21 protein-coding genes are annotated in these 18,917 nt (G+C 65.1%); 17 read left to right on the forward strand and 4 right to left on the reverse strand.

Translation table 11 applies throughout. The features are described from left to right. Window positions 1–130: 130 nt before the first annotated feature. Both ppnP and argG read left to right on the forward strand, forming a co-directional pair. Window positions 131–448, forward strand: coding sequence for a pyrimidine/purine nucleoside phosphorylase (gene ppnP / locus R2676_RS02475; RefSeq protein WP_027680653.1), 318 nt, complete (start codon window positions 131–133; stop codon window positions 446–448). A 148-nt stretch (window positions 449–596) separates the two neighbouring features. Next, window positions 597–1,934, forward strand: a complete 1,338-nt coding sequence (gene argG, locus R2676_RS02480; RefSeq protein ID WP_206274218.1) for an argininosuccinate synthase — start codon at window positions 597–599, stop codon at window positions 1,932–1,934. Window positions 1,935–2,020: 86 nt separating this feature from the next. Here argG and argF read toward each other — a convergent pair whose 3' ends face one another. Next, window positions 2,021–2,947, reverse strand: coding sequence for an ornithine carbamoyltransferase (gene argF / locus R2676_RS02485; protein ID WP_206274219.1), 927 nt, complete (start codon window positions 2,945–2,947; stop codon window positions 2,021–2,023). Window positions 2,948–3,312: 365 nt separating this feature from the next. Between argF and R2676_RS02490 the strand changes: the two genes are divergently transcribed. Beyond that, window positions 3,313–3,636 carry a DUF3579 domain-containing protein gene (locus R2676_RS02490; protein WP_027680651.1) on the forward strand — a complete coding sequence of 108 codons (324 nt, stop codon included), beginning with the start codon at window positions 3,313–3,315 and terminating at the stop codon, window positions 3,634–3,636. A gap of 145 nt (window positions 3,637–3,781) precedes the next feature. On the opposite strand, the gene rpsT is transcribed toward R2676_RS02490, so the two are convergent. Further along, window positions 3,782–4,048: a 30S ribosomal protein S20 gene (gene rpsT / locus R2676_RS02495; protein ID WP_004631753.1), complete on the reverse strand. Its 267-nt coding sequence runs from the start codon at window positions 4,046–4,048 to the stop codon at window positions 3,782–3,784. Window positions 4,049–4,363: 315 nt separating this feature from the next. On the opposite strand from rpsT, the gene murJ reads away from it, so the two are divergent. Both murJ and R2676_RS02505 read left to right on the forward strand, forming a co-directional pair. After that, window positions 4,364–5,917 carry a murein biosynthesis integral membrane protein MurJ gene (gene murJ, locus R2676_RS02500; protein ID WP_206274220.1) on the forward strand — a complete coding sequence of 518 codons (1,554 nt, stop codon included), beginning with the start codon at window positions 4,364–4,366 and terminating at the stop codon, window positions 5,915–5,917. After that, on the forward strand, window positions 5,917–6,762 hold the full coding sequence (locus R2676_RS02505; RefSeq protein WP_027680649.1) for a SirB1 family protein: 846 nt from the start codon (window positions 5,917–5,919) through the stop codon (window positions 6,760–6,762). The genes murJ and R2676_RS02505 overlap by 1 nt, the downstream gene beginning before the upstream one ends. Before the next feature lie 3 nt (window positions 6,763–6,765). On the opposite strand, the gene R2676_RS02510 is transcribed toward R2676_RS02505, so the two are convergent. Further along, a complete protein-coding gene (locus R2676_RS02510) occupies window positions 6,766–7,410 on the reverse strand; it encodes a VTT domain-containing protein (protein ID WP_037027145.1) in 645 nt (214 codons plus the stop codon). A gap of 125 nt (window positions 7,411–7,535) precedes the next feature. On the opposite strand from R2676_RS02510, the gene mutL reads away from it, so the two are divergent. The 9 genes from mutL (at window position 7,536) to R2676_RS02555 (ending at window position 15,069) form a co-directional block, all read left to right on the forward strand. Beyond that, on the forward strand, window positions 7,536–9,443 hold the full coding sequence (gene mutL / locus R2676_RS02515; RefSeq protein ID WP_206274221.1) for a DNA mismatch repair endonuclease MutL: 1,908 nt from the start codon (window positions 7,536–7,538) through the stop codon (window positions 9,441–9,443). Between the two features lie 6 nt (window positions 9,444–9,449). Beyond that, on the forward strand, window positions 9,450–10,427 hold the full coding sequence (gene miaA / locus R2676_RS02520; RefSeq protein ID WP_206274222.1) for a tRNA (adenosine(37)-N6)-dimethylallyltransferase MiaA: 978 nt from the start codon (window positions 9,450–9,452) through the stop codon (window positions 10,425–10,427). Further along, window positions 10,424–10,951 (forward strand): GNAT family N-acetyltransferase, encoded by a 528-nt coding sequence (locus R2676_RS02525; protein WP_206274223.1) that lies wholly within the window; start codon window positions 10,424–10,426, stop codon window positions 10,949–10,951. The genes miaA and R2676_RS02525 overlap by 4 nt, the downstream gene beginning before the upstream one ends. Window positions 10,952–11,030: 79 nt before the next feature. Continuing rightward, on the forward strand, window positions 11,031–11,771 hold the full coding sequence (locus R2676_RS02530; protein WP_206274224.1) for a 2OG-Fe(II) oxygenase: 741 nt from the start codon (window positions 11,031–11,033) through the stop codon (window positions 11,769–11,771). 10 nt (window positions 11,772–11,781) lie between these two features. Then, window positions 11,782–12,438: a DNA oxidative demethylase AlkB gene (gene alkB, locus R2676_RS02535; protein ID WP_206274225.1), complete on the forward strand. Its 657-nt coding sequence runs from the start codon at window positions 11,782–11,784 to the stop codon at window positions 12,436–12,438. A 15-nt stretch (window positions 12,439–12,453) separates the two neighbouring features. Continuing rightward, window positions 12,454–13,104: a DNA-3-methyladenine glycosylase family protein gene (locus R2676_RS02540; protein WP_206274226.1), complete on the forward strand. Its 651-nt coding sequence runs from the start codon at window positions 12,454–12,456 to the stop codon at window positions 13,102–13,104. A 113-nt stretch (window positions 13,105–13,217) separates the two neighbouring features. Then, window positions 13,218–14,303 (forward strand): bifunctional DNA-binding transcriptional regulator/O6-methylguanine-DNA methyltransferase Ada, encoded by a 1,086-nt coding sequence (gene ada / locus R2676_RS02545; RefSeq protein ID WP_206274227.1) that lies wholly within the window; start codon window positions 13,218–13,220, stop codon window positions 14,301–14,303. Further along, complete coding sequence (locus R2676_RS02550) at window positions 14,300–14,581, forward strand: Ada metal-binding domain-containing protein (RefSeq protein WP_206274228.1); 282 nt, start codon at window positions 14,300–14,302, stop codon at window positions 14,579–14,581. The genes ada and R2676_RS02550 overlap by 4 nt, the downstream gene beginning before the upstream one ends. 38 nt (window positions 14,582–14,619) lie before the next feature. Further along, the gene (locus tag R2676_RS02555) at window positions 14,620–15,069 is read left to right on the forward strand and encodes a hypothetical protein (RefSeq protein WP_206274229.1); all 450 of its coding nucleotides are present in this window, start codon (window positions 14,620–14,622) and stop codon (window positions 15,067–15,069) included. Between the two features lie 72 nt (window positions 15,070–15,141). Here the strand turns inward: R2676_RS02555 and purM are convergent, their stop codons facing one another. Further along, the gene (purM, locus tag R2676_RS02560) at window positions 15,142–16,197 is read right to left on the reverse strand and encodes a phosphoribosylformylglycinamidine cyclo-ligase (RefSeq protein ID WP_206274230.1); all 1,056 of its coding nucleotides are present in this window, start codon (window positions 16,195–16,197) and stop codon (window positions 15,142–15,144) included. 163 nt (window positions 16,198–16,360) lie between these two features. Between purM and R2676_RS02565 the strand changes: the two genes are divergently transcribed. Genes R2676_RS02565 through R2676_RS02575 form a run of 3 tightly spaced genes read left to right on the forward strand, consistent with a single transcriptional unit; the run spans window position 16,361 to window position 18,917 of the window. Then, window positions 16,361–17,431: an AI-2E family transporter gene (locus R2676_RS02565; RefSeq protein WP_027680637.1), complete on the forward strand. Its 1,071-nt coding sequence runs from the start codon at window positions 16,361–16,363 to the stop codon at window positions 17,429–17,431. Between the two features lie 58 nt (window positions 17,432–17,489). Continuing rightward, the gene (gene hda, locus R2676_RS02570; RefSeq protein ID WP_004631704.1) at window positions 17,490–18,191 is read left to right on the forward strand and encodes a DnaA regulatory inactivator Hda; all 702 of its coding nucleotides are present in this window, start codon (window positions 17,490–17,492) and stop codon (window positions 18,189–18,191) included. Between the two features lie 51 nt (window positions 18,192–18,242). Then, on the forward strand, window positions 18,243–18,917 hold the full coding sequence (locus tag R2676_RS02575; RefSeq protein ID WP_027680636.1) for a histidinol-phosphatase: 675 nt from the start codon (window positions 18,243–18,245) through the stop codon (window positions 18,915–18,917).

The raw sequence follows: 18,917 nt of genomic DNA on the forward strand, positions 1-18,917 counted from the left end.
GCACTGGGCATCTTGCGCCACATCGAGCGCGTCTGGATTCAGGCAGCCCCCGCCAGACGTACCCGCGGTCGATCCAATGGCCTAAAATGGCTGGTTTCGCCCCACGACCTCCCTTTTCGCGTTCCATTTCATGACCACCGAAACCTTTGACGGCGTCCGCCTGACCACCAAGGCCAATGTGTACTTTGACGGAAAGTGCGTCAGCCACAGCTTTACCCTGCCCGACGGCACCAAGAAGTCTGTGGGCGTGGTGCTGCCGGCCACGCTGACCTTCGGCACGGCCGCCGCCGAGATCATGGAATGCGTGGGCGGTTCGTGCGAATACAAGCTCGACGGCACCGATGAATGGAAGACGTCCGGCGCAGGCGAAAGCTTCCAGGTTCCGGCCAACTCGAAGTTCGACATTCGGGTGACCGAGGCCTACCACTACATCTGCCACTACGCCTGAACCTGCCCAGGATCCTACTGCGCGGCTCGATCTTGACCTTGTGATGCTCGCCGTACCCGTGTACGGCTGCGCTTCTCAGGCCAACCTCGAACCGCTCGCTACGGATTCTGAACAGGTTCAAAGAACTGAAAGACTGAAGAGACACACCATGGAAACCATCCTGCAACACGTTCCCGTCGGCCAGAAGGTCGGCATTGCCTTCTCGGGCGGTCTCGACACCAGCGCTGCGCTGCGCTGGATGAAGAACAAGGGCGCGCTGCCCTATGCCTACACCGCCAATCTCGGCCAGCCCGACGAGGAAGACTACGATGCCATCCCGCGCAAGGCCATGGAGTACGGTGCAGAGAAGGCCCGCCTGATCGACTGCCGCCCGCAACTGGCCAATGAAGGGATTGCCGCTATCCAATCCGGCGCGTTCCACATCAGCACTGGCGGCATTACGTACTTCAACACCACGCCGCTGGGCCGCGCCGTGACCGGCACCATGCTGGTCGCCGCCATGAAGGAAGACGACGTCAACATCTGGGGCGACGGCTCGACCTTCAAGGGCAACGACATCGAGCGCTTCTACCGCTACGGCCTGCTGACGAACCCGGCGCTGAAGATCTACAAGCCGTGGCTCGACCAGGCCTTCATCGACGAGCTGGGCGGCCGCGCCGAAATGTCGGCCTTCATGACGAAGGAAGGTTTCGGCTACAAGATGAGCGCCGAGAAGGCCTACTCGACGGACAGCAACATGCTAGGCGCCACGCACGAGGCCAAGGATCTAGAGCACCTGAACAGCGGCATCCGCATCGTCAACCCGATCATGGGCGTGGCGTTCTGGAAGCCGGAAGTCGAGGTCAAGGCGGAAGAAGTGTCGGTCACGTTCGACGAAGGCCGCCCGCTCGCCGTCAACGGCCGCGAGATTGCCGACCCGGTGGAGATGTTCCTGGAGCTGAACCGCATCGGCGGCCGTCACGGCCTGGGCATGAGCGACCAGATCGAGAACCGCATCATCGAAGCCAAGAGCCGCGGCATCTACGAAGCCCCGGGCATGGCGCTGCTGCACATCGCCTACGAGCGCCTGGTGACCGGCATCCACAACGAAGACACCATCGAGCAGTACCGCATCAACGGCCTGCGCCTGGGCCGTCTGCTGTACCAGGGCCGCTGGTTCGACCCGCAGGCGATCATGCTGCGCGAAACCGCTCAGCGCTGGGTGGCCCGCGCCGTGACCGGCACCGTCACGCTGGAGCTGCGCCGCGGCAACGACTACTCGATCCTGAACACCGAGTCGCCCAACCTGACCTACGCGCCGGAGCGTCTGTCGATGGAGAAGGTGGAAGACGCGCCGTTCAGCCCGGCTGACCGTATCGGCCAACTGACGATGCGCAACCTCGACCTGATGGACACGCGCGACAAGCTGGCCATCTATTCGAAGGCCGGCTTGCTGTCGCTGGGCACCGCCAACGCGCTGCCCCAACTCGACGGCGGCAAGAAGTAACCGCCTGCCGCATCAAGGCAAAAAGGCCGCTCCGACGTCAATCGGAGCGGCCTTTTTTATGCCTGCAGATTGGGGCGGCTGCGCGCTCAATAACGACCGCAGAGCAGGTATTCCATCAGCGCCTTCTGCACGTGCAGGCGGTTTTCCGCCTCGTCCCACACCACGCTCTGCTTGCCGTCGATGACGGCCGCTTCGACTTCCTCGCCGCGGTGCGCGGGCAGGCAGTGCATGAACAGCGCATCGGGTTGCGCGCGCTGCATCATCGCCTCGGTGACCATCCAGTCGCCAAAGGCCTTCTTGCGCGCTTCGTTCTCGGCTTCGTAGCCCATGCTGGTCCACACATCGGTGGTCACCAGATGCGCGCCGTCGCAGGCCTCGAGCGGGCTTTCGAACACATGCACGAACGGCAAAGCGGAATCGGCCACCATGGCCGGATCCAGCTGATAGCCCTTCGGCGCAGAAAAATGGAAGCGGAAACCAAGGATCTCAGCTGCCTGGATCCACGTGTAGGCCATGTTGTTGGCATCGCCCACCCAGGTGACCGTCTTGCCCTGGATCGGGCCGCGGTGCTCGATGAAGGTGAAGATGTCGGCCAGCACCTGGCACGGGTGGTATTCGTTGGTCAGCCCGTTGATGACCGGCACGCGCGAATGCGCGGCAAAGCGCTCGATGATCTCCTGCCCGAACGTGCGGATCATGATGATGTCGGTCATGCGGGAGATGACCTGCGCCGCGTCTTCGATCGGCTCACCGCGCCCGAGTTGGGAATCGCGCGTGTTCAGGAAGACCGCGTGACCGCCGAGCTGGTGAATGCCGGCTTCGAACGACAGGCGCGTACGCGTGGAATTCTTCTCGAAGATCATGGCCAGCGTGCGGTCGTGCAGCGGGTGCCACGTCTCGTAGTTCTTGAACTTGGCCTTGAGGATCGCGGAACGGTCCAGCAGGTATTCGTACTCTTCCAGCGAAAAGTCCTTGAACTGCAGGTAGTGCTTGATCGAGCTTGGTGGGTTCATAAAACAACGAAGGCGGCCTGCAGATGACGCACCGGGAACATCCCGTAGCACGTCGCCCTAGCCGCCTTGCCTGTTGAAGATTCAGGCCATCATACGGGATCGCCACCGGTTTGGCGAGTTTCGTGCCCGTGCGCGCCCGCTACCATAAACGCCCGGCTGAAAGGCCGATGAAAGTCTTATATAAGATATAATACTGGCTGCCTCGGATGCTCCAACCGTCCGCACACCGGTACGACAAACCGGTCTGTCCGGTTCACGAATCGGCAACCAGGCGCATCATCCGCACCACAAGTGCACCCCGTTCGAACGTTGCGGCACCCGCACGGTCGAAGTCGTTTGCAAATCTCCACAGCCCCACGCAGTCCATGGCAGCCAACCCTCGCCAATTCTTTATCCAGGGCGTCACCCGCGACGGAAAAACGTTCCGCCCGAGCGACTGGGCCGATCGGCTGTGCGGTGTGATGGCGCAGTTCCGCCCTGCCGGCGATTCCGGAGATCCCCGCTTCACCTATTCCCCGTATGTGCGCCCCGTCATGTCGGGCGGCATCCGCAGCGTGTTCGTCGACGAGCGCCTGCGCGACATCGAACCCAAGGCGCTGGATTTCGTGCTGAACTTCGCGCACGACAACAATCTCCAGCTCGTGGAAGCCTGCATCCTGCCGGAAGGCGGCGCTGCAGCGAAAGCCTGATCCCCAAGAACGCCGCTCCACGCAGCGCCATGCACATTGCTGGCGCGCACAGAATGCAAAAAGCCCGTCCGAAGACGGGCTTTTTTATCGTCGGAGCGCGACGTTGCGTGTCGCGCCATGCCGGCTAGGCCGGCATCACCCGAACTTAGGCAGCCATTGCCTTGATGGCAGCGGACAGACGCGACTTGGCGCGTGCAGCCTTGTTCTTGTGGACGATCTTCTTGTCAGCGATGCTGTCGATCGTGCTTTGGGCGGTCTTGAATGCAGCAGCAGCGGCAGTCTTGTCGCCAGCAGCCACAGCCTTGCGGACGCCCTTGATTGCGGTACGCAGACGCGAGCGCAGAGCCGAGTTGTGAGCGTTTTGAACGACGGCTTGGCGTGCGCGCTTGCGTGCTTGTGCGGTGTTTGCCATGGAAAAATCCCTGAAGAAACGGTAGCAAGCGCCCCGGGAGACACGGAAGGCCGAAGCGCGCAAATTGGTGAAAGACGGCAATTATACGCAGACTTCCGCCTTCAACGCAAACCCTGTTGTGAAATCGCCCGGATAACGGCAGTTTGCGGCTTTTGCGGCACTTTTGGGCGCGTGGCGAGCCGGTCCCTATAATACGGCCGCAATTGTGCCTTCCGGTCACGTTCGTCACGCCGGGCGCGAACCCCGCATGGCGCCGTCGGTCAGACCGCCATCGCCGTGTTTGCCTCGCAGGCGGCGCCCAACCACGCATTCATCTTGAATCTCCTCAAAACCCTCGCCACGATCAGCGGCCTGACGATGCTCTCGCGCATCACGGGGCTCATTCGCGAGACGCTGATCGCCCGCGCCTTCGGTGCCTCGGTTTACACCGACGCCTTCAACGTCGCCTTCCGCATTCCCAACCTGCTGCGTCGGCTGTCCGCCGAGGGCGCGTTCTCGCAAGCGTTCGTGCCGATCCTGGGCGAATTCAAGAACCGCCAGGGCGAAGCCGAAACACGTGCGCTGGTCGACTCCGTGGCCACGGTGATGACGTGGTTCCTGGTCATCATCTCGGCGTTGGGCGTGATTGGCGCGCCGTTGATCGTCACCGCGGTCGCCACCGGCTTCAAGGAGCACGAGAGCCAGGCGTACATTTCGGCGATCTTCATGACGCGCGTGATGTTTCCGTACATCGGGCTGGTGTCGTTGGTGGCGCTGGCGTCGGGCATTCTGAATACGTGGCGGCAGTTCGCGGTGCCCGCTTTTACGCCAGTGCTGCTGAACCTGTCGTTCATCGTGGCAGCGGTGTTTGTGGCGCCGCACCTTGAGACGCCGATCTACGCTCAGGCCTACGCGGTGATGGTGGGCGGCATCCTGCAGCTCGCCATTCAGATCCCGTCGCTGCGCAAGATCGGGATGCTGCCGCGCGTGTCGTTCAACGTGCGGGTGGCGTGGCATCACCCGGGCGTGCGACGCGTGCTCAAGCAGATGTTGCCGGCAACGCTATCGGTGTCCGTCGCGCAGATCAGCCTGATCATCAACACCAACATTGCGTCGCGCCTGCCCACGGGCAGCGTCTCGTGGCTGAACTACGCAGACCGGCTGATGGAATTCCCGACCGCGCTGCTGGGCGTGGCGCTCGGGACGATCCTGCTGCCCAGCCTGTCGAAGGCCAGCGCCGAGAACAACCGTGAAGAATACTCATCGCTGCTCGACTGGGGCCTGCGGCTGACCGTGCTGCTGGCGGTGCCGTCTGCGGTGGGGCTGTTCGTGTTTGGCGCACCGCTCACGGCCACGCTGTTCCACTACGGCAAATTCACCGGCATGGACGTCGAGATGACGCGCCAGGCGCTGACGTCGTACGGCGTCGGGCTGATCGGACTGATCGTCATCAAGATCCTGGCGCCCGGCTTCTATGCGCGGCAGGACATTCGCACGCCGGTGAAGATTGCGCTGGTGGTGCTGGTGGCGACGCAGTTGTCCAACTATGTCTTCGTGCCGATCTTCGGGCACGCGGGGCTGGCGCTGTCGATCAGCTTTGGCGCGACCATCAATGCGGCGCTGCTGTTCTTCGGCCTGCGCCGGCGCGGTTATTACCATCCGCTGCCGGGCTGGGGGCTGTTCATCGCGCAGGTGATGTCGGCGGTATTGCTGCTGGCCGGGGCGCTGCTGTGGCTCGCCCACAATTTCGATTGGGTGGGACTGGGCGCCAAGCCGCTTGTGCGCATCGCGCTGCTCGGGGCAAGCCTGGTCCTGTGCGCGGTGGTCTATTTCGGTACACTGTGGCTCACCGGATTGAAGTTCTCCACGTTCCGAAAAAAGGCCATCTGATGACCACTAAAGTCCTCGATTATTTTTCGGCCCTGGTCGCGGACGACGACAGCATCCCTCTCACAGAAACCGCCCTGTCGATTGCGCAGGACGCGTATCCGGATCTGGACCTGCAGGCCGAGCTGGCCGCCATTGACGTGCTCGTCGCGCGGATCAAAAACCGCATCGCCGACGGCACGCCGGCCATCCAGCGCCTGCGCCTGCTCAATCAGTTCTTCTATCGCGAGCTGGGCTTCGGGCCCAATGCAAACGATTACTACGATCCCGAGAACTCCTATCTGAATGCCGTGCTGCAAAGCCGGCGCGGCATTCCGATCTCGCTGGCGGTGCTCCTGATGGAGATCGGCCAGCAGATCGGCCTGCCGCTCAAGGGCGTGTCTTTCCCCAACCACTTCCTGGTGCGCATGAGCATTCCTGCGGGCGAGGTCGTGCTCGATCCGCTGACGGGGCAGACGCTGTCGAAGGAAGAGTTGCAGGACATGCTCGACCCGTACCTGGAAAAGGAAGGCATCGAAGACCCGAACACGGTGCCGCTCGGGGTGTTCCTCCAGGTGGCCACGCACCGCGAAATCATCGCGCGCATGCTGCGCAACCTGAAGGCAATCTATCTGCAGGAATCGCGCTGGCAGCGCCTGCTGGCCGTGCAGCAGCGGCTGGTGATTTTGCTGCCCGATTCAATCGAGGAGGTGCGCGACCGGGGGTTGGCCTACGCCAACCTGGAGTGCTTCCGGCCCGCGCTGGAAGACCTGGAAGCCTACGTCGATGCCCGGCCCGACGCAGCCGACACGGCCAAGCTCAAGGAGCGCATGCCGACGCTGCGCGCCATGAGCAAGCACTTGAATTGACGCCTACTTCGGCGCCACGCCGCGACGGCGCTTGAGCAACTTCCACAGTCCGCCCAGCGCCAGCGGCACGATCGCCGCGCCGAGGCCGATCAGCACGATCGTGTTCAGGTGATCGCGAATCACGGGCACATTACCGAACGCCTCGCCCGACAGCACCAGGATCGCCACCCACAGCACGGCGCCGATCATGTTGAAGAGCTGGAACTTCGCGAACGTCATCTTCGACACGCCCGCCACAAACGGCGCGAACGTGCGCACCACCGGGATGAAGCGCGCCATCACCAGCGTCTTGCCGCCGTGACGCTCATAGAAGCCGTGCGTTTTCATCAACGCCTCGTGATCGAGGAAGCGGATGTGACCGTCGAATACCTTGGGGCCGATCCAGGAGCCGACGAAATAGTTGACGGTGTTGCCCGTCGTGGCGGCAATCACCAGCAGCACGATGAGCAGCCAAGCGTCCATCTGGCCCGTGGCGCACATGGCGCCGGCAATGAACAGCAGCGTGTCGCCCGGCAGAAAAGGCAGCACCACGAGGCCGGTTTCGGCAAACACGATGGCGAACAGCAGCACGTAGACCCACGCGCCGTATTGCTGAATCAGCAAGCCCAACGACTTGTCGACATGCAGCACGATGTCGACCAATTGCATCACGATATCCAAACCATCCCCCTGAACGAGCGGGAAATGATACCGGATGTGACTTAGATTTCCCCTAGCCCTTGGCGGGGCTTGCGTCGGTGCGCCGCACAGGGCGTGACATTTATAATGCCGCGATGACTTCCGCCCCGACTTCCCGCCGCCCCATTCGCCCGCTTCCCGACCAGCTGATCAGCCAGATCGCGGCCGGCGAGGTGGTCGAACGGCCTGCGTCCGTGGTCAAGGAGCTGCTGGAAAACGCACTGGACGCCGGTGCCACGCAGCTGCAGATCAAGCTGGAGGAAGGCGGCGTGCGGCGCATTGCCATCACCGACAACGGCGGCGGCATTCCGGCCGATGAACTGCCCGTCGCGCTGATGCGGCATGCGACGAGCAAGATCGGCTCGCTGGAAGAGCTGGAATCGGTGGCGACGCTGGGCTTCCGGGGCGAGGCGCTGGCCTCGATTGCCTCGGTGGCGGAATTGACGCTCACGTCGCGCACCTCCAATGATGCCCACGCCACGCAGATCATTGCGCAAACGGGGCGAGTGCAGCCCGCCTCGGGCGGCGTCGGCACCACCGTCGATGTGCAGCATCTGTACTTCAACACGCCGGCGCGCCGCAAATTCCTGAAGACCGAGCAGACCGAGCTGGGTCACTGCATGGAGGTGATCCGTCGCACCGCGCTGGCGCGGCCCGACGTGGCCATCTCCGTGCATCACAACGGCAAGCCGCTGGAACATTGGAACGCCACACAGGCGGATTCGCGCTCAGCGGCCGTGCTCGGCACCGAATTCGCCCGCGCGCGCCTGCCGTTCGAAGAATCCGCCGGCGAGCTGCGTCTGTTCGGCTTTGCCGGCCTGCCGACCGCGTCGCGCGGCCGGGCCGATCATCAGTTCTTCTACGTCAACGGCCGCTTCGTGCGCGATCGCCTGCTGACGCACGCCGTGCGCAGCGCCTACGAAGATGTGCTCCACGGCGACCGCTTTCCCGCCTACGTGCTGTGCCTGGAGTTGCCGCCCGAAGCGGTGGACGTGAACGTGCATCCGTCCAAGATCGAGGTGCGCTTCCGCGACAGCCGCGCGGTGCACCAGTTCGTCTATCACGCGGTGCAACGCGCCCTGTCCCGCCACGCCGGCGAACAGGGCGACAGCCTGCGCACCGACATTGCCGATGCGCCCGAAGTTGCGGCCGTCACGACGGCGCCCTCGCCCGCCGACAACACCACGCGCTGGATCAACCAGATGGCCGCGCGGCAGACGTCGCTCGGCATTGCGCAGCCGCGTGCGGAATACCTGTCGATGATGCGCGGCGATAGCGCGCCCATGCCGTCAAGCCGCCCGGCCTGGATGACCGATGTGCCGAGCGCCGCGACGTTGTTCGACGGCGGCACCGCGACTGCGCAAGCGCCTGTCGCCGTTGCGGAGCCGGCCGCTGTGCAGCACGCCGATGACGAGGATGCGCACCCGCTCGGCTTTGCCGTCGCCCAGCTGCACGGCATCTACGTGCTGGCGCAGAACGCGCGCGGCATGGTGCTCGTCGACATGCACGCCGCGCACGAACGCATCCTCTACGAACAGCTCAAGACCGCGCTGGAAGCCAGGCGCGTGGAAGTGCAGCCGCTGCTGATTCCGGTCACGTTTGCCGCAAGCCCGGTGGAGATCGGCACCGCAGAGGAATTCCGCGACACACTCACGCTGCTGGGCTTCGACATCTCCGCCGTGTCGCCGACCACGCTGGCCGTGCGATCGGTGCCGACGCTGCTGCAGAAGGCCGATGCGCAGGCGTTGGCCCGCGACGTGCTGCGCGATCTGCAGGCCTACGGCGGCTCGCGCGTGCTGGCCGAACGTCAGAACGAACTGCTGGCCACGCTGGCGTGCCACTCCGCCGTGCGTGCCAACCGCAGGTTGAATCTCGATGAGATGAACGCGCTGCTGCGCCAGATGGAAGCCACCGAACGCGCCGACCAATGCAACCACGGTCGCCCGACGTGGATCCAGCTCACCGTGGCTGACCTGGATCGCCTCTTCCTGCGTGGCCAGTAAATTCCGATGACTGCGTCCGCTGCAAGCGCCCCGCGCGCGATTTGCCTGCTCGGCCCGACCGCGTCCGGCAAGACCGCCGCCGCATTGAAGCTGGCCGAGCGCTGGCCGGTCGAGATCATCAGCATGGATTCCGCGCTGGTGTATCGCGGCATGGACATCGGCACCGCCAAGCCCAGCGCCGAAGAACAAGCCATCGCGCCGCATCACCTGATCGACATCATCGATCCACTCGATGCGTATTCCGCCGCGCAGTTTGCCAACGATGCGAATGCGCTGATCGATGCCATCCGCGCACGCGGCCGGCTGCCGCTGATCGTCGGCGGCACGATGCTGTATTACAAGGCGCTCACGCAAGGTCTCTCCGATTTGCCCGGCGCCGATCCCGCCATCCGCGCGGAGATCGATGCCGAAGCCGCCCGCGATGGCTGGCCGGCGCTGCACGCCAAACTGGCGCAGGTCGATCCGGTGACGGCCGCGCGACTGCACGCGACCGACGCGCAGCGTATCCAGCGCGCGTTGGAGCTGTATCGGCTGACGGGCCAGCCGATGTCCGCCCTGCTCGCACGCGAGGTTGGCGCGAATGCATTCCAGCAGCACGATGCGGCTGCGCCGTATCTGACGATCGCGCTGGAACCGTCCGACCGCCTCGTGCTGCATGCGCGCATCGCACAGCGCTTCGATGCAATGCTCGCCGGCGGCCTGCTCGACGAGGTGGAGGCCTTGCGCCGCCGCGGCGATCTTTCGCCCACGCTGCCGTCCATCCGCTGCGTCGGTTATCGCCAGGCGTGGGCTTACCTCGACGGCGAAATCGACATGACCGGCCTGCGCGAACAAGGCATCGCCGCCACGCGCCAGCTCTGCAAGCGCCAGATCACGTGGCTGCGCAGCACGCCCGAGCGGCACGTTGTCGACTGCCTCGCATCCGATTACGTCGACCAGGTTGCGCGCCTGGTCCAAACCTCACTGGAATCCCAATCACAATGACCGCCACCACAGCGACCCGCTTCACGCTGCGCCCTGCCACGCCGGACGACTGCGCCTCGCTCGTTCGCCTGATCTCTGCGCTGGCCGAATACGAAAAGCTCACGCACCTGGTGCAGACCACGCCCGAAGCGCTGGCGACGATGTTGTTCGGGCCGCGCCCGTATTGCGAGGCGGTGCTGGCGGAAGTCGACGGCCGGGCGGTGGGTTTTGCGCTGTTCTTCCACAACTTCTCGACCTTCCTGTGCAAGCCGGGCCTGTATCTGGAAGACCTGTTCGTTGAGCCCGAATACCGCGGCCTGGGCATCGGCAAGGCACTTCTGATCCACCTGGCGCGCCTGGCGCAGGAGCGGGACTGCGGCCGCTTCGAATGGAGCGTGCTGGACTGGAATGCGCCGTCCATCGCTTTCTACGAAGCCATGGGTGCCGATGTGCTGCCGGAGTGGCGCATCTGCCGCGCCACCGGCGATGCACTCACCAAGCTTGCCGCCACCACCATGCCCGCCAGCCTGGCCGCACAGGCCTGAATTTGACCGCAAGCTCCGGAGTGTCACGCGCACGCCGGTGAGCGTAGGCTTGGCATATCGCATCTTCGAAGGAGCGCATATGCCGCCTTCCACGGCCGCCGCACATGTCGGCGCGGGGCACCGTCCCGATCTTGAAGGCGTCGACTGGCACGCCGTTGAAGACGCGCTCAACGATGTCGGCAGCGCCGTCTTGCCGAGCCTGCTGGACAACGGTGCCTGTGACGCCCTGACCGCGCTGTACCCGCAGGACCGCCTATACCGCTCGCGCGTGGTGATGGAGCGCCATGGCTTCGGGCGCGGCGAATACCAGTATTTCGCGTATCCGCTGCCGGACCTCATCGCGCAGCTGCGCACGTCGCTTTATCCGCCGCTGGCGACCATCGCCAACCGCTGGAACCAGGCCATGGATATCGACGTGCGCTATCCGGCCAAGCACGCCGATTTCCTGCGTCGCTGCCACGAAGCCGGCCAGCTGCGCCCCACGCCGCTGATCCTGCAATACGGCCCCGGCGACTACAACTGCCTGCATCAGGACCTCTATGGCGAGCACGTCTTCCCGCTGCAGGTCGCCATCCTCTTGTCGGAACCGGGCATCGATTTCACCGGCGGCGAGTTCGTCATGACGGAGCAGCGCCCGCGGATGCAGTCACGGCCCGAGGTGGTGCCGTTGCGCAAAGGCGATGCGGTGGTCTTTGCGGTACACCATCGCCCCGTGCAAGGCACACGCGGCACATACCGCGTGAACCTGCGCCACGGCGTGAGCCGCCTGCGCTCGGGCCAGCGGCATACTGTGGGCATCATCTTCCACGACGCGCTGTAGAGGCTTGACCATGACCACCGGCGATCTGTTTGCCGATCACTCACCCGCTGACGACGCGCGCATTGCGCTCGGCGAGGCGGCGTTTGTCTTGCGCGGCTTTGCACTGTCGGAGGCGCCGGGCCTGATCGCGGCGGTGGACGCCATCGCGCAGCAGGCCGCGTTTCGGCACATGGTCACGCCGGGCGGCTTCGAGATGTCAGTCGCGCTGACCAACAGCGGCACGCTGGGCTGGACCTCGGACCGCCGCGGCTACCGCTATGCCACGCTCGACCCGCTCACGGGAAACCCGTGGCCGCCGCTGCCCGACGCATTCGTGCGGCTGGCGCGCAACGCCGCCGCAGAAGCAGGCTTTCCCGGCTTTACGCCGGACGCGTGCCTCATCAACCGCTATGTGCCGGGCGCGCGCATGTCGCTGCATCAGGACAAAGACGAGCAGGATTACAGCGCGCCGATCGTCTCCGTGTCGCTCGGCATGCCGGCCGTCTTCCTGTTTGGCGGCCATCGCCGTGCCGACAAGGCGCAGCGCATTCCCCTGTTTCACGGTGATGTTGTCGTCTGGGGCGGGCCGGATCGCCTGCGTTATCACGGCGTCGCACCGCTCAAAGACCATCCGCACGCATCGCTGGGCAGCCAGCGCATCAACCTCACGTTCCGCAAGGCCGGCTGACCGGCAATCCCGCGCATGACCATCGCCGCAGACCTGTCCGAGAGCGCCTACCGGCAAGCCGAAATTTTTCTGGCGACGCTGGACGAAGACTGGGCGCGCCATGTCGCCGCCGTCGGGCCCTGCGGCCACGCCGCCAAGCCTGCGCGCGAGCCTTATGAAGCGCTGGTCCGCGCCATCGCCTATCAGCAGCTGCACGCGAAGGCCGGCGACGCCATCCTCGGCCGTTTCCTCGCGCTCTATCCGGCTGCTGCGTTTCCCGCGCCGCAACAGGTGCTCGACACGGACGAGGCAGCGCTGCGCGCGTGCGGCTTCTCTGCGACCAAACTGGCGACCATTCGCGGCATCGCCCAAGCCGCGCTGGACGGCGTCGTGCCCACGCGCGCGCAGGCGCTGGCCATGCCCGACGAAGCGCTCATCGAGCGGCTGGTGACACTGCGCGGGGTCGGCCGGTGGACGGTCGAAATGCTGCTGATCTACACGGTGGAGCGCTCCGACATCCTGCCCGCAGACGACTTCGGCGTACGCGATGGCTACCGCCGTCTGAAGCGGCTCGATGCCACGCCCACACGCAAACAGATGGAGGCCATTGGTCTGGCGTGGAGCCCATATCGGACCATCGCGGCCTGGTATTTATGGCGGGTGCCCGCGAATGCCGCGCGCCCTTGAACGCGCAGAGGCGGGTGACGCCTGCGGCGTTTCGAATTTGACCGCAAGACCCGGAGTGTCCCGCCAGGGGGCCGCACCTACAGTACAGTCATCGCAGTCCACTGGATGACGCCATGCAAACCTCCGCCCGTACCGCACCGGACACCACCTCCGTCGAACATGACCCGCGCTGGGCTCGCGTGCTGGCGCGCGATGCCTCTGCCGACGGGCAATTTGTCTATGCGGTAAAGACCACCGGCGTGTATTGCCAGCCGAGCAGCCCGTCGCGCCTGCCGCGCCCCGAAAACGTCGAGTTCTTCGACACGCCCGCCGACGCAGAAGCCGCCGGTTACCGCCCGAGCCGCCGCGCCGGCCCGGATCAGACCACCGTCCGGGCGCAGCAAGCGGCGCTTGTCGCGCAAGCGTGCCGCCACATCGAAGCAGCCGACACGCCGGCCACGCTCGATGCGCTGGCGCAAGAGGCCGGCCTGAGCCCGTATCACTTTCATCGCCTGTTCAAAAGCGTCACGGGCCTCACGCCCAAGGCCTACGCCGATGCGCATCGCGCCCGCAAGCTGCGCGCGCAACTGGGGCGCGGCAGCTCCGTCACCGAGGCCATCTACGACGCCGGATTCAACGCCAGCAGCCGCTTCTACGAGGCGTCGGACAACGTGCTGGGCATGACGGCCAGCCGCTACCGCGCCGGCGGCGTACAGACAACGATCCGCTTTGCCGTGGGCGAGTGCTCGCTCGGTTCGATCCTGGTGGCGCAGAGCGATCGCGGCATCTGCGCGATCCTGATGGGCGACGACCCCGACGCTCTCGCGCGCGATTTGCAGGACACCTTCCCGAAGGCCGAACTCATCGGCGGCGACGCGGGCTTCGAAGATCTGGTGGCGAAGGTGGTGGGCTTTGTCGAAGCGCCGTCCATCGGCCTGGACCTACCGCTGGACGTGCGCGGCACCGCGTTTCAGGAGCGCGTGTGGCAGGCGCTGCGCGAAGTGCCGCCCGGCAGCACCACCAGCTACACCGAGATTGCCGCGCGCATCGGCGCGCCCCAGGCCGTCCGCGCCGTTGCGCAGGCCTGCGCGGCCAATCACATCGCAGTGGCCATTCCGTGCCACCGCGTGATCCGTCGGGACGGCAACACCTCCGGTTATCGCTGGGGCGTGGAGCGCAAGCTGGCGCTGCTGGAGCGCGAGTCGCAATCCGCCGCATGAAAGCGCGAAAGCGCGTGAGAACGTGGACGCTCATCGGCGCCAGCGGCCAGCCTTATGAGAGCGCCGTGCCCGGCACGCTGGGCGGGCATCGGCGTGCTCGCATCGATGGCCGCCTCGATTGCGCCGCCGCACGCCGGGCCATCGCGCGCGGCGGTTATGTGCGCCACCGCGTATTTTTCCTGAACGAAGACGATGCGCGCGCCGCCGGCTACCGGCCCTGCGCCGTGTGCATGCCACAGGCGTATGCAGCATGGAAAAGATCGGCCGGTTGCGGGTAAAGTCGTGGGCTTATCATCGCAGACACGCTTCGCCCATCATGACCAAACCTTTGCTGCTTGCCGCGCTGACGGTGCTTGCGCTCGCCGGCTGCGGCCGCTCCGACGACGCGCACAAGCCTGCCGCGCCCGCTCCGGCTTCTGCACCTGCGGCCCCCGCCCCTGGCGCGCCCAACGCGGCCAATTCGGCCAATGCGCCGACCGCCAGCGCCCCCGCCGTCAGCGAAGCCGAACAGGCCAAGGCCGTCGACCTGGCCCGCGCCGCCATCGAGAAATACAAGCTGACCACCCTGTCGCAGGAATGCCTGTCGTTCGTGGTGGACCGCGCCGACGACACGCACAACAGCGTTGAAGTGCTGGAAAACCACACCCCGGCCTGCGGCGGCGATCCGAACACCGCACCGCGCGTCGTCACGCTGCTCATCGACAAGAACACCGGCGCGCTGCAGAAGGACGACCCGGCCAGCGGCGAATACGTCCCGCTCAAATAAACGCCCGCCAGACAACGCGCATAAAAAAACCGCCGAACGCATCGGCGGTTTTTTGTGGAGGCGAACCTCGCGTCAGACCACGATCGTCTGCGCTTCGCCTGCCTGGCGGGCGCGGATTTCGCCGATCTGGTAGACCGTCTCGCCTGCGTCCTTCAGGTGCGCAATGGCGGCCGGTGCATCGGCTGCCGACACGATCACCACCATGCCGATGCCGCAGTTGAAGACGCGGTGCATTTCGTCATCGGCCACGTTGCCGGCCTTTTGCAGCCACTGGAACAGCGGCGGCAGCGTCCACGCGTCCTTGTGCAGCACGGCGGTCAGGTTGTCTTGCAGCACGCGCGGCACGTTTTCGGTCAACCCGCCACCGGTGATGTGCGCCATGCCCTTGACGGTCAGCTTCTCCATCAGCGCCAGCAGCGGCTTCACGTAGATGCGCGTCGGCGCCATGATGGCGTCCTGCAGGCGCTGGCCGTGGAAGTCGGCGTTCAGGTCCGGGCGCGACACCTCGATGATCTTGCGCACCAGCGAGTAGCCGTTCGAATGCGCGCCCGACGAAGCCAGGCCCAGCACCACATCGCCCTCGGCAATAGTGGTGCCGTCGATGATCTTGCGCTTTTCGACCGCGCCGACAGCAAAGCCGGCCAGATCGTATTCCCCGTCCGGGTACATGCTCGGCATTTCAGCGGTTTCGCCGCCGATCAGCGCACAGCCAGCCAGCTCGCAACCCTGTGCGATGCCCTTGACCACGGTGGCAGCGGTGTCGACGTCGAGCTTGCCGCAGGCGAAGTAATCCAGGAAGAACAGCGGTTCGGCACCCTGGACCAGGATGTCGTTCACGCTCATGGCGACCAGATCCTGGCCCACCGTGTCGTGGCGGTTCAGCGCAAAGGCCAGCTTGAGCTTGGTGCCCACGCCGTCGGTGCCGGACACCAGCACCGGTTCCTGATACTTCTTGGACAGCTCGAACAGCGCGCCGAAGCCGCCGATGCCGCCCAGCACGCCTTCGCGCATGGTGCGCTTGGCAAACGGCTTGATGCGGTCGACAAGGGCGTCACCCGCCTCGATGTCGACGCCCGCGTCGCGGTAAGACAGGCCGGTCGATGCGGATGGGGTTTCGGAAGCGCTCATACAGTCGTCTGAATTGAAAAAACCGGGAAAGAAAGCGAGACGGCGGCGGGAAGTCACAAAAATCGGACCCGCCGGTCCAGTAAAATCGCGATTTTACCGGATGCGGCCGTCCCGATGGCCGCTTTTCCGACTCCTCCACCCCGCCATCGGAACCGTCGCCCCCATGAACGCCCCCGTGCTGTCGCAGGAAACCAAGCGCACGCTCGCCTGGATCGCCGTGGCGCTTGTCTTCCTGGCCCTGCTCAAGGCGCTGGCGCCGACGCTCACGCCCTTCGTCTTCGCATTCATCCTGTCGTACATCCTGCACCCGGGCGTGGAATGGCTGCAGCGTCATCGCGTACCGCGCGTGCTGGGCGTGTTCCTGATGATCCTGGTGCTGACGGTGGTGGGCGTGGCGCTGATGCTGCTGATCCTGGCAGTGCTGCAGCGGGAGATTCCGGCCATCCGCGATCAATTGCCGGGGATGCTTGCCAAGCTCAATGCGTTTCTGTCGCCCAAGCTGGACGAATTGGGTCTGCATGTCAGCTTCGATTTTCCCGGCCTGCGCGCCCTGCTCACGGAACAGCTTGCCGCCAGCCCGGACGACGTGGTGGCCCGGGTGCTGACTTATCTGCGCGTGTCAGGCTCGGCAGCCATCCAGGTGCTGGGCATCTTCTTTCTCGTGCCCATTGTGATGTTCTACCTGCTGATGGACTGGAACATGCTCATGCGCCGGATCGAGACCGCCGTCCCGCGCCGCTGGCTGGCAAAGACACGTGAACTGGCGGCCGAAACCGACGGCCTGCTGTCCCAATACCTGCGCGGGCAGATCATCGTGATGCTGGTGCTGGCGGTGTATTACTCGGCGGGGCTGGCGCTGGCGGGATTTGACGTGGCGCTGCCGGTGGGCATTTTTACGGGGCTGGCCGTGTTCATTCCGTATATCGGCTTTGGCGTGGGGCTCACGCTGGCCATCCTGGCCGCACTGTTGCAGTTCGGCAACCTCTACGGCCTGCTGGCGGTGGCCGTGGTGTACGGCATCGGCCAATTCCTGGAAGGCTTCTACCTGACGCCCCGCCTGGTAGGCGAACGCATCGGGCTGCATCCGCTGGCGGTCATCCTCGCCTTGCTGGCTTTTGGCCAATTGTTCGGTTTTTTCGGTATCCTCCTCGCCCTACCGATGAGTGCTGTGCTGCTGGTCGGTTTGCGGCAGATCCGGAAGCTATACCTGGGCAGCCGGCTCTACCAGGATTGAAAGCCACTGAAGGCGACTGAAGGCAACTGAAAAGTACGGCGACTCCACTCCAAGTTTCATGGCCACACCCGAACAGCTCCCGCTCGAACTCGGTGCGACACCCGCCCCGACCTTCGACAACTTCGTCGCCACCGGCAACGAAGAGGCGGTGCTGCGCCTGCGCGCCCTGATTCCGCAAGTGGTGGACGGCACCGCCACCGACCGCCTGGTCTACCTCTGGGGCGAGGAAGGCAGCGGCCGCAGCCACCTGCTACAGGCCATCTGCGCCCAGACCGAAGCCGGCGGCTACGAAGTCCGCACGCTGGAGCCCGACGCCCCGCCCGAAGCCTTCGAATTCGACCCGACCATCACCGTCTGGACCATCGACGACGCCGAGCGCCTGGACGAATGGGCGCAGATCGCCGTGTTCAACCTCGTCAATGAAGTGCGCGCGCATCCGCATGCCGCCATCGCCATCTCCGGGGCGGCCGCGCCGATGGCGATGCCGCTGCGTGAAGACCTGCGCACCCGCCTCGGCTGGGGCCTCGTCTACTGGCTGCGCCCGCTGTCCGACGCCGACAAGGTGGAAGCGCTGCGTCAGGCCGCGCGCGAACGCGGCATGCAGCTTTCGGCCGATGTGCCGCAGTGGCTTGTGACGCACTCCTACCGCGACATGCCGAGCCTGATGGCTTTGCTGGACGCCCTCGACACCTATTCGCTCGCCCGCAAGCGCGCCGTCACCCTGCCGCTCGTGCGCGACATGCTCGCGCTGATGAAGTGAAACCAGGGCTGGCGCGGCCGGTTATATAACGTTCGGGTAAAATCGCGCCCCATGAATCTGGCCCTCTTCGACCTCGATCACACCCTCATCCCCACCGACAGCGACCACGAGTGGGGACGCTTCCTCATCCGCCGCGGCGTGGTAGATGAAGCCGAATACCAGCGCAAGAACGATCAGTTCTATGCCGACTACAAAGCCGGCACGCTGGATATCCATGCCTTTCTGCGCTTTGCTTTGGCACCGCTCGCCGCCCACCCGCGCGACACGCTCGCCCAGTGGCACGCCGAGTTCATGCACGACGTGATCCGTCCGAAGATCACGCCGCAGGCGCAGGCACTGGTCTACAAGCACCTGGATGCCGGCGACCTGTGCTGCGTGGTCACCGCCACCAACAGCTTCGTCACGCGCCCGATTGCCGAAGCGTTCGGCATCGACCACCTCATCGCCACCGAACCCGCCACCGCCGACGGCAACCCGGACAGCGCCTTCACGGGCGACGTGGCGGGCACACCGAGCTTCCGCGAAGGCAAGGTCGCCCGCGTGCATGAGTGGCTGGCCAACATGGGCCGCGGCTGGAGCGATTTCGAGCGCAGCACCTTCTACAGCGATTCGGCCAACGACGTGCCGCTGCTGGAGGAAGTGACCGACCCCGTCGCCACCAATCCGGACGACACGCTGCGCAACCTCGCAGCCGCGCGCAACTGGCGCATCATGGATCTCTTCTAA

The sequence above is a fragment of the Ralstonia flatus genome, assembly GCF_958439105.1.
GTDB lineage: Bacteria > Pseudomonadota > Gammaproteobacteria > Burkholderiales > Burkholderiaceae > Ralstonia > Ralstonia flatus.

Coding starts and splice junctions, on each gene's coding strand:
- R2676_RS02575 (WP_027680636.1), top strand. CDS start 18,243: ATGAATCTGGCCCTCTTCGACCTCGATCACACCCTCATCCCCACCGAC.
- R2676_RS02550 (WP_206274228.1), top strand. CDS start 14,300: ATGAAAGCGCGAAAGCGCGTGAGAACGTGGACGCTCATCGGCGCCAGC.
- mutL (WP_206274221.1), top strand. CDS start 7,536: ATGACTTCCGCCCCGACTTCCCGCCGCCCCATTCGCCCGCTTCCCGAC.
- argF (WP_206274219.1), bottom strand. CDS start 2,947: ATGAACCCACCAAGCTCGATCAAGCACTACCTGCAGTTCAAGGACTTT.
- purM (WP_206274230.1), bottom strand. CDS start 16,197: ATGAGCGCTTCCGAAACCCCATCCGCATCGACCGGCCTGTCTTACCGC.
- R2676_RS02510 (WP_037027145.1), bottom strand. CDS start 7,410: ATGCAATTGGTCGACATCGTGCTGCATGTCGACAAGTCGTTGGGCTTG.
- R2676_RS02525 (WP_206274223.1), top strand. CDS start 10,424: ATGACCGCCACCACAGCGACCCGCTTCACGCTGCGCCCTGCCACGCCG.
- alkB (WP_206274225.1), top strand. CDS start 11,782: ATGACCACCGGCGATCTGTTTGCCGATCACTCACCCGCTGACGACGCG.
- R2676_RS02530 (WP_206274224.1), top strand. CDS start 11,031: ATGCCGCCTTCCACGGCCGCCGCACATGTCGGCGCGGGGCACCGTCCC.
- R2676_RS02490 (WP_027680651.1), top strand. CDS start 3,313: ATGGCAGCCAACCCTCGCCAATTCTTTATCCAGGGCGTCACCCGCGAC.
- R2676_RS02555 (WP_206274229.1), top strand. CDS start 14,620: ATGACCAAACCTTTGCTGCTTGCCGCGCTGACGGTGCTTGCGCTCGCC.
- rpsT (WP_004631753.1), bottom strand. CDS start 4,048: ATGGCAAACACCGCACAAGCACGCAAGCGCGCACGCCAAGCCGTCGTT.
- R2676_RS02540 (WP_206274226.1), top strand. CDS start 12,454: ATGACCATCGCCGCAGACCTGTCCGAGAGCGCCTACCGGCAAGCCGAA.
- ppnP (WP_027680653.1), top strand. CDS start 131: ATGACCACCGAAACCTTTGACGGCGTCCGCCTGACCACCAAGGCCAAT.
- hda (WP_004631704.1), top strand. CDS start 17,490: ATGGCCACACCCGAACAGCTCCCGCTCGAACTCGGTGCGACACCCGCC.
- miaA (WP_206274222.1), top strand. CDS start 9,450: ATGACTGCGTCCGCTGCAAGCGCCCCGCGCGCGATTTGCCTGCTCGGC.
- argG (WP_206274218.1), top strand. CDS start 597: ATGGAAACCATCCTGCAACACGTTCCCGTCGGCCAGAAGGTCGGCATT.
- ada (WP_206274227.1), top strand. CDS start 13,218: ATGCAAACCTCCGCCCGTACCGCACCGGACACCACCTCCGTCGAACAT.
- R2676_RS02565 (WP_027680637.1), top strand. CDS start 16,361: ATGAACGCCCCCGTGCTGTCGCAGGAAACCAAGCGCACGCTCGCCTGG.
- R2676_RS02505 (WP_027680649.1), top strand. CDS start 5,917: ATGACCACTAAAGTCCTCGATTATTTTTCGGCCCTGGTCGCGGACGAC.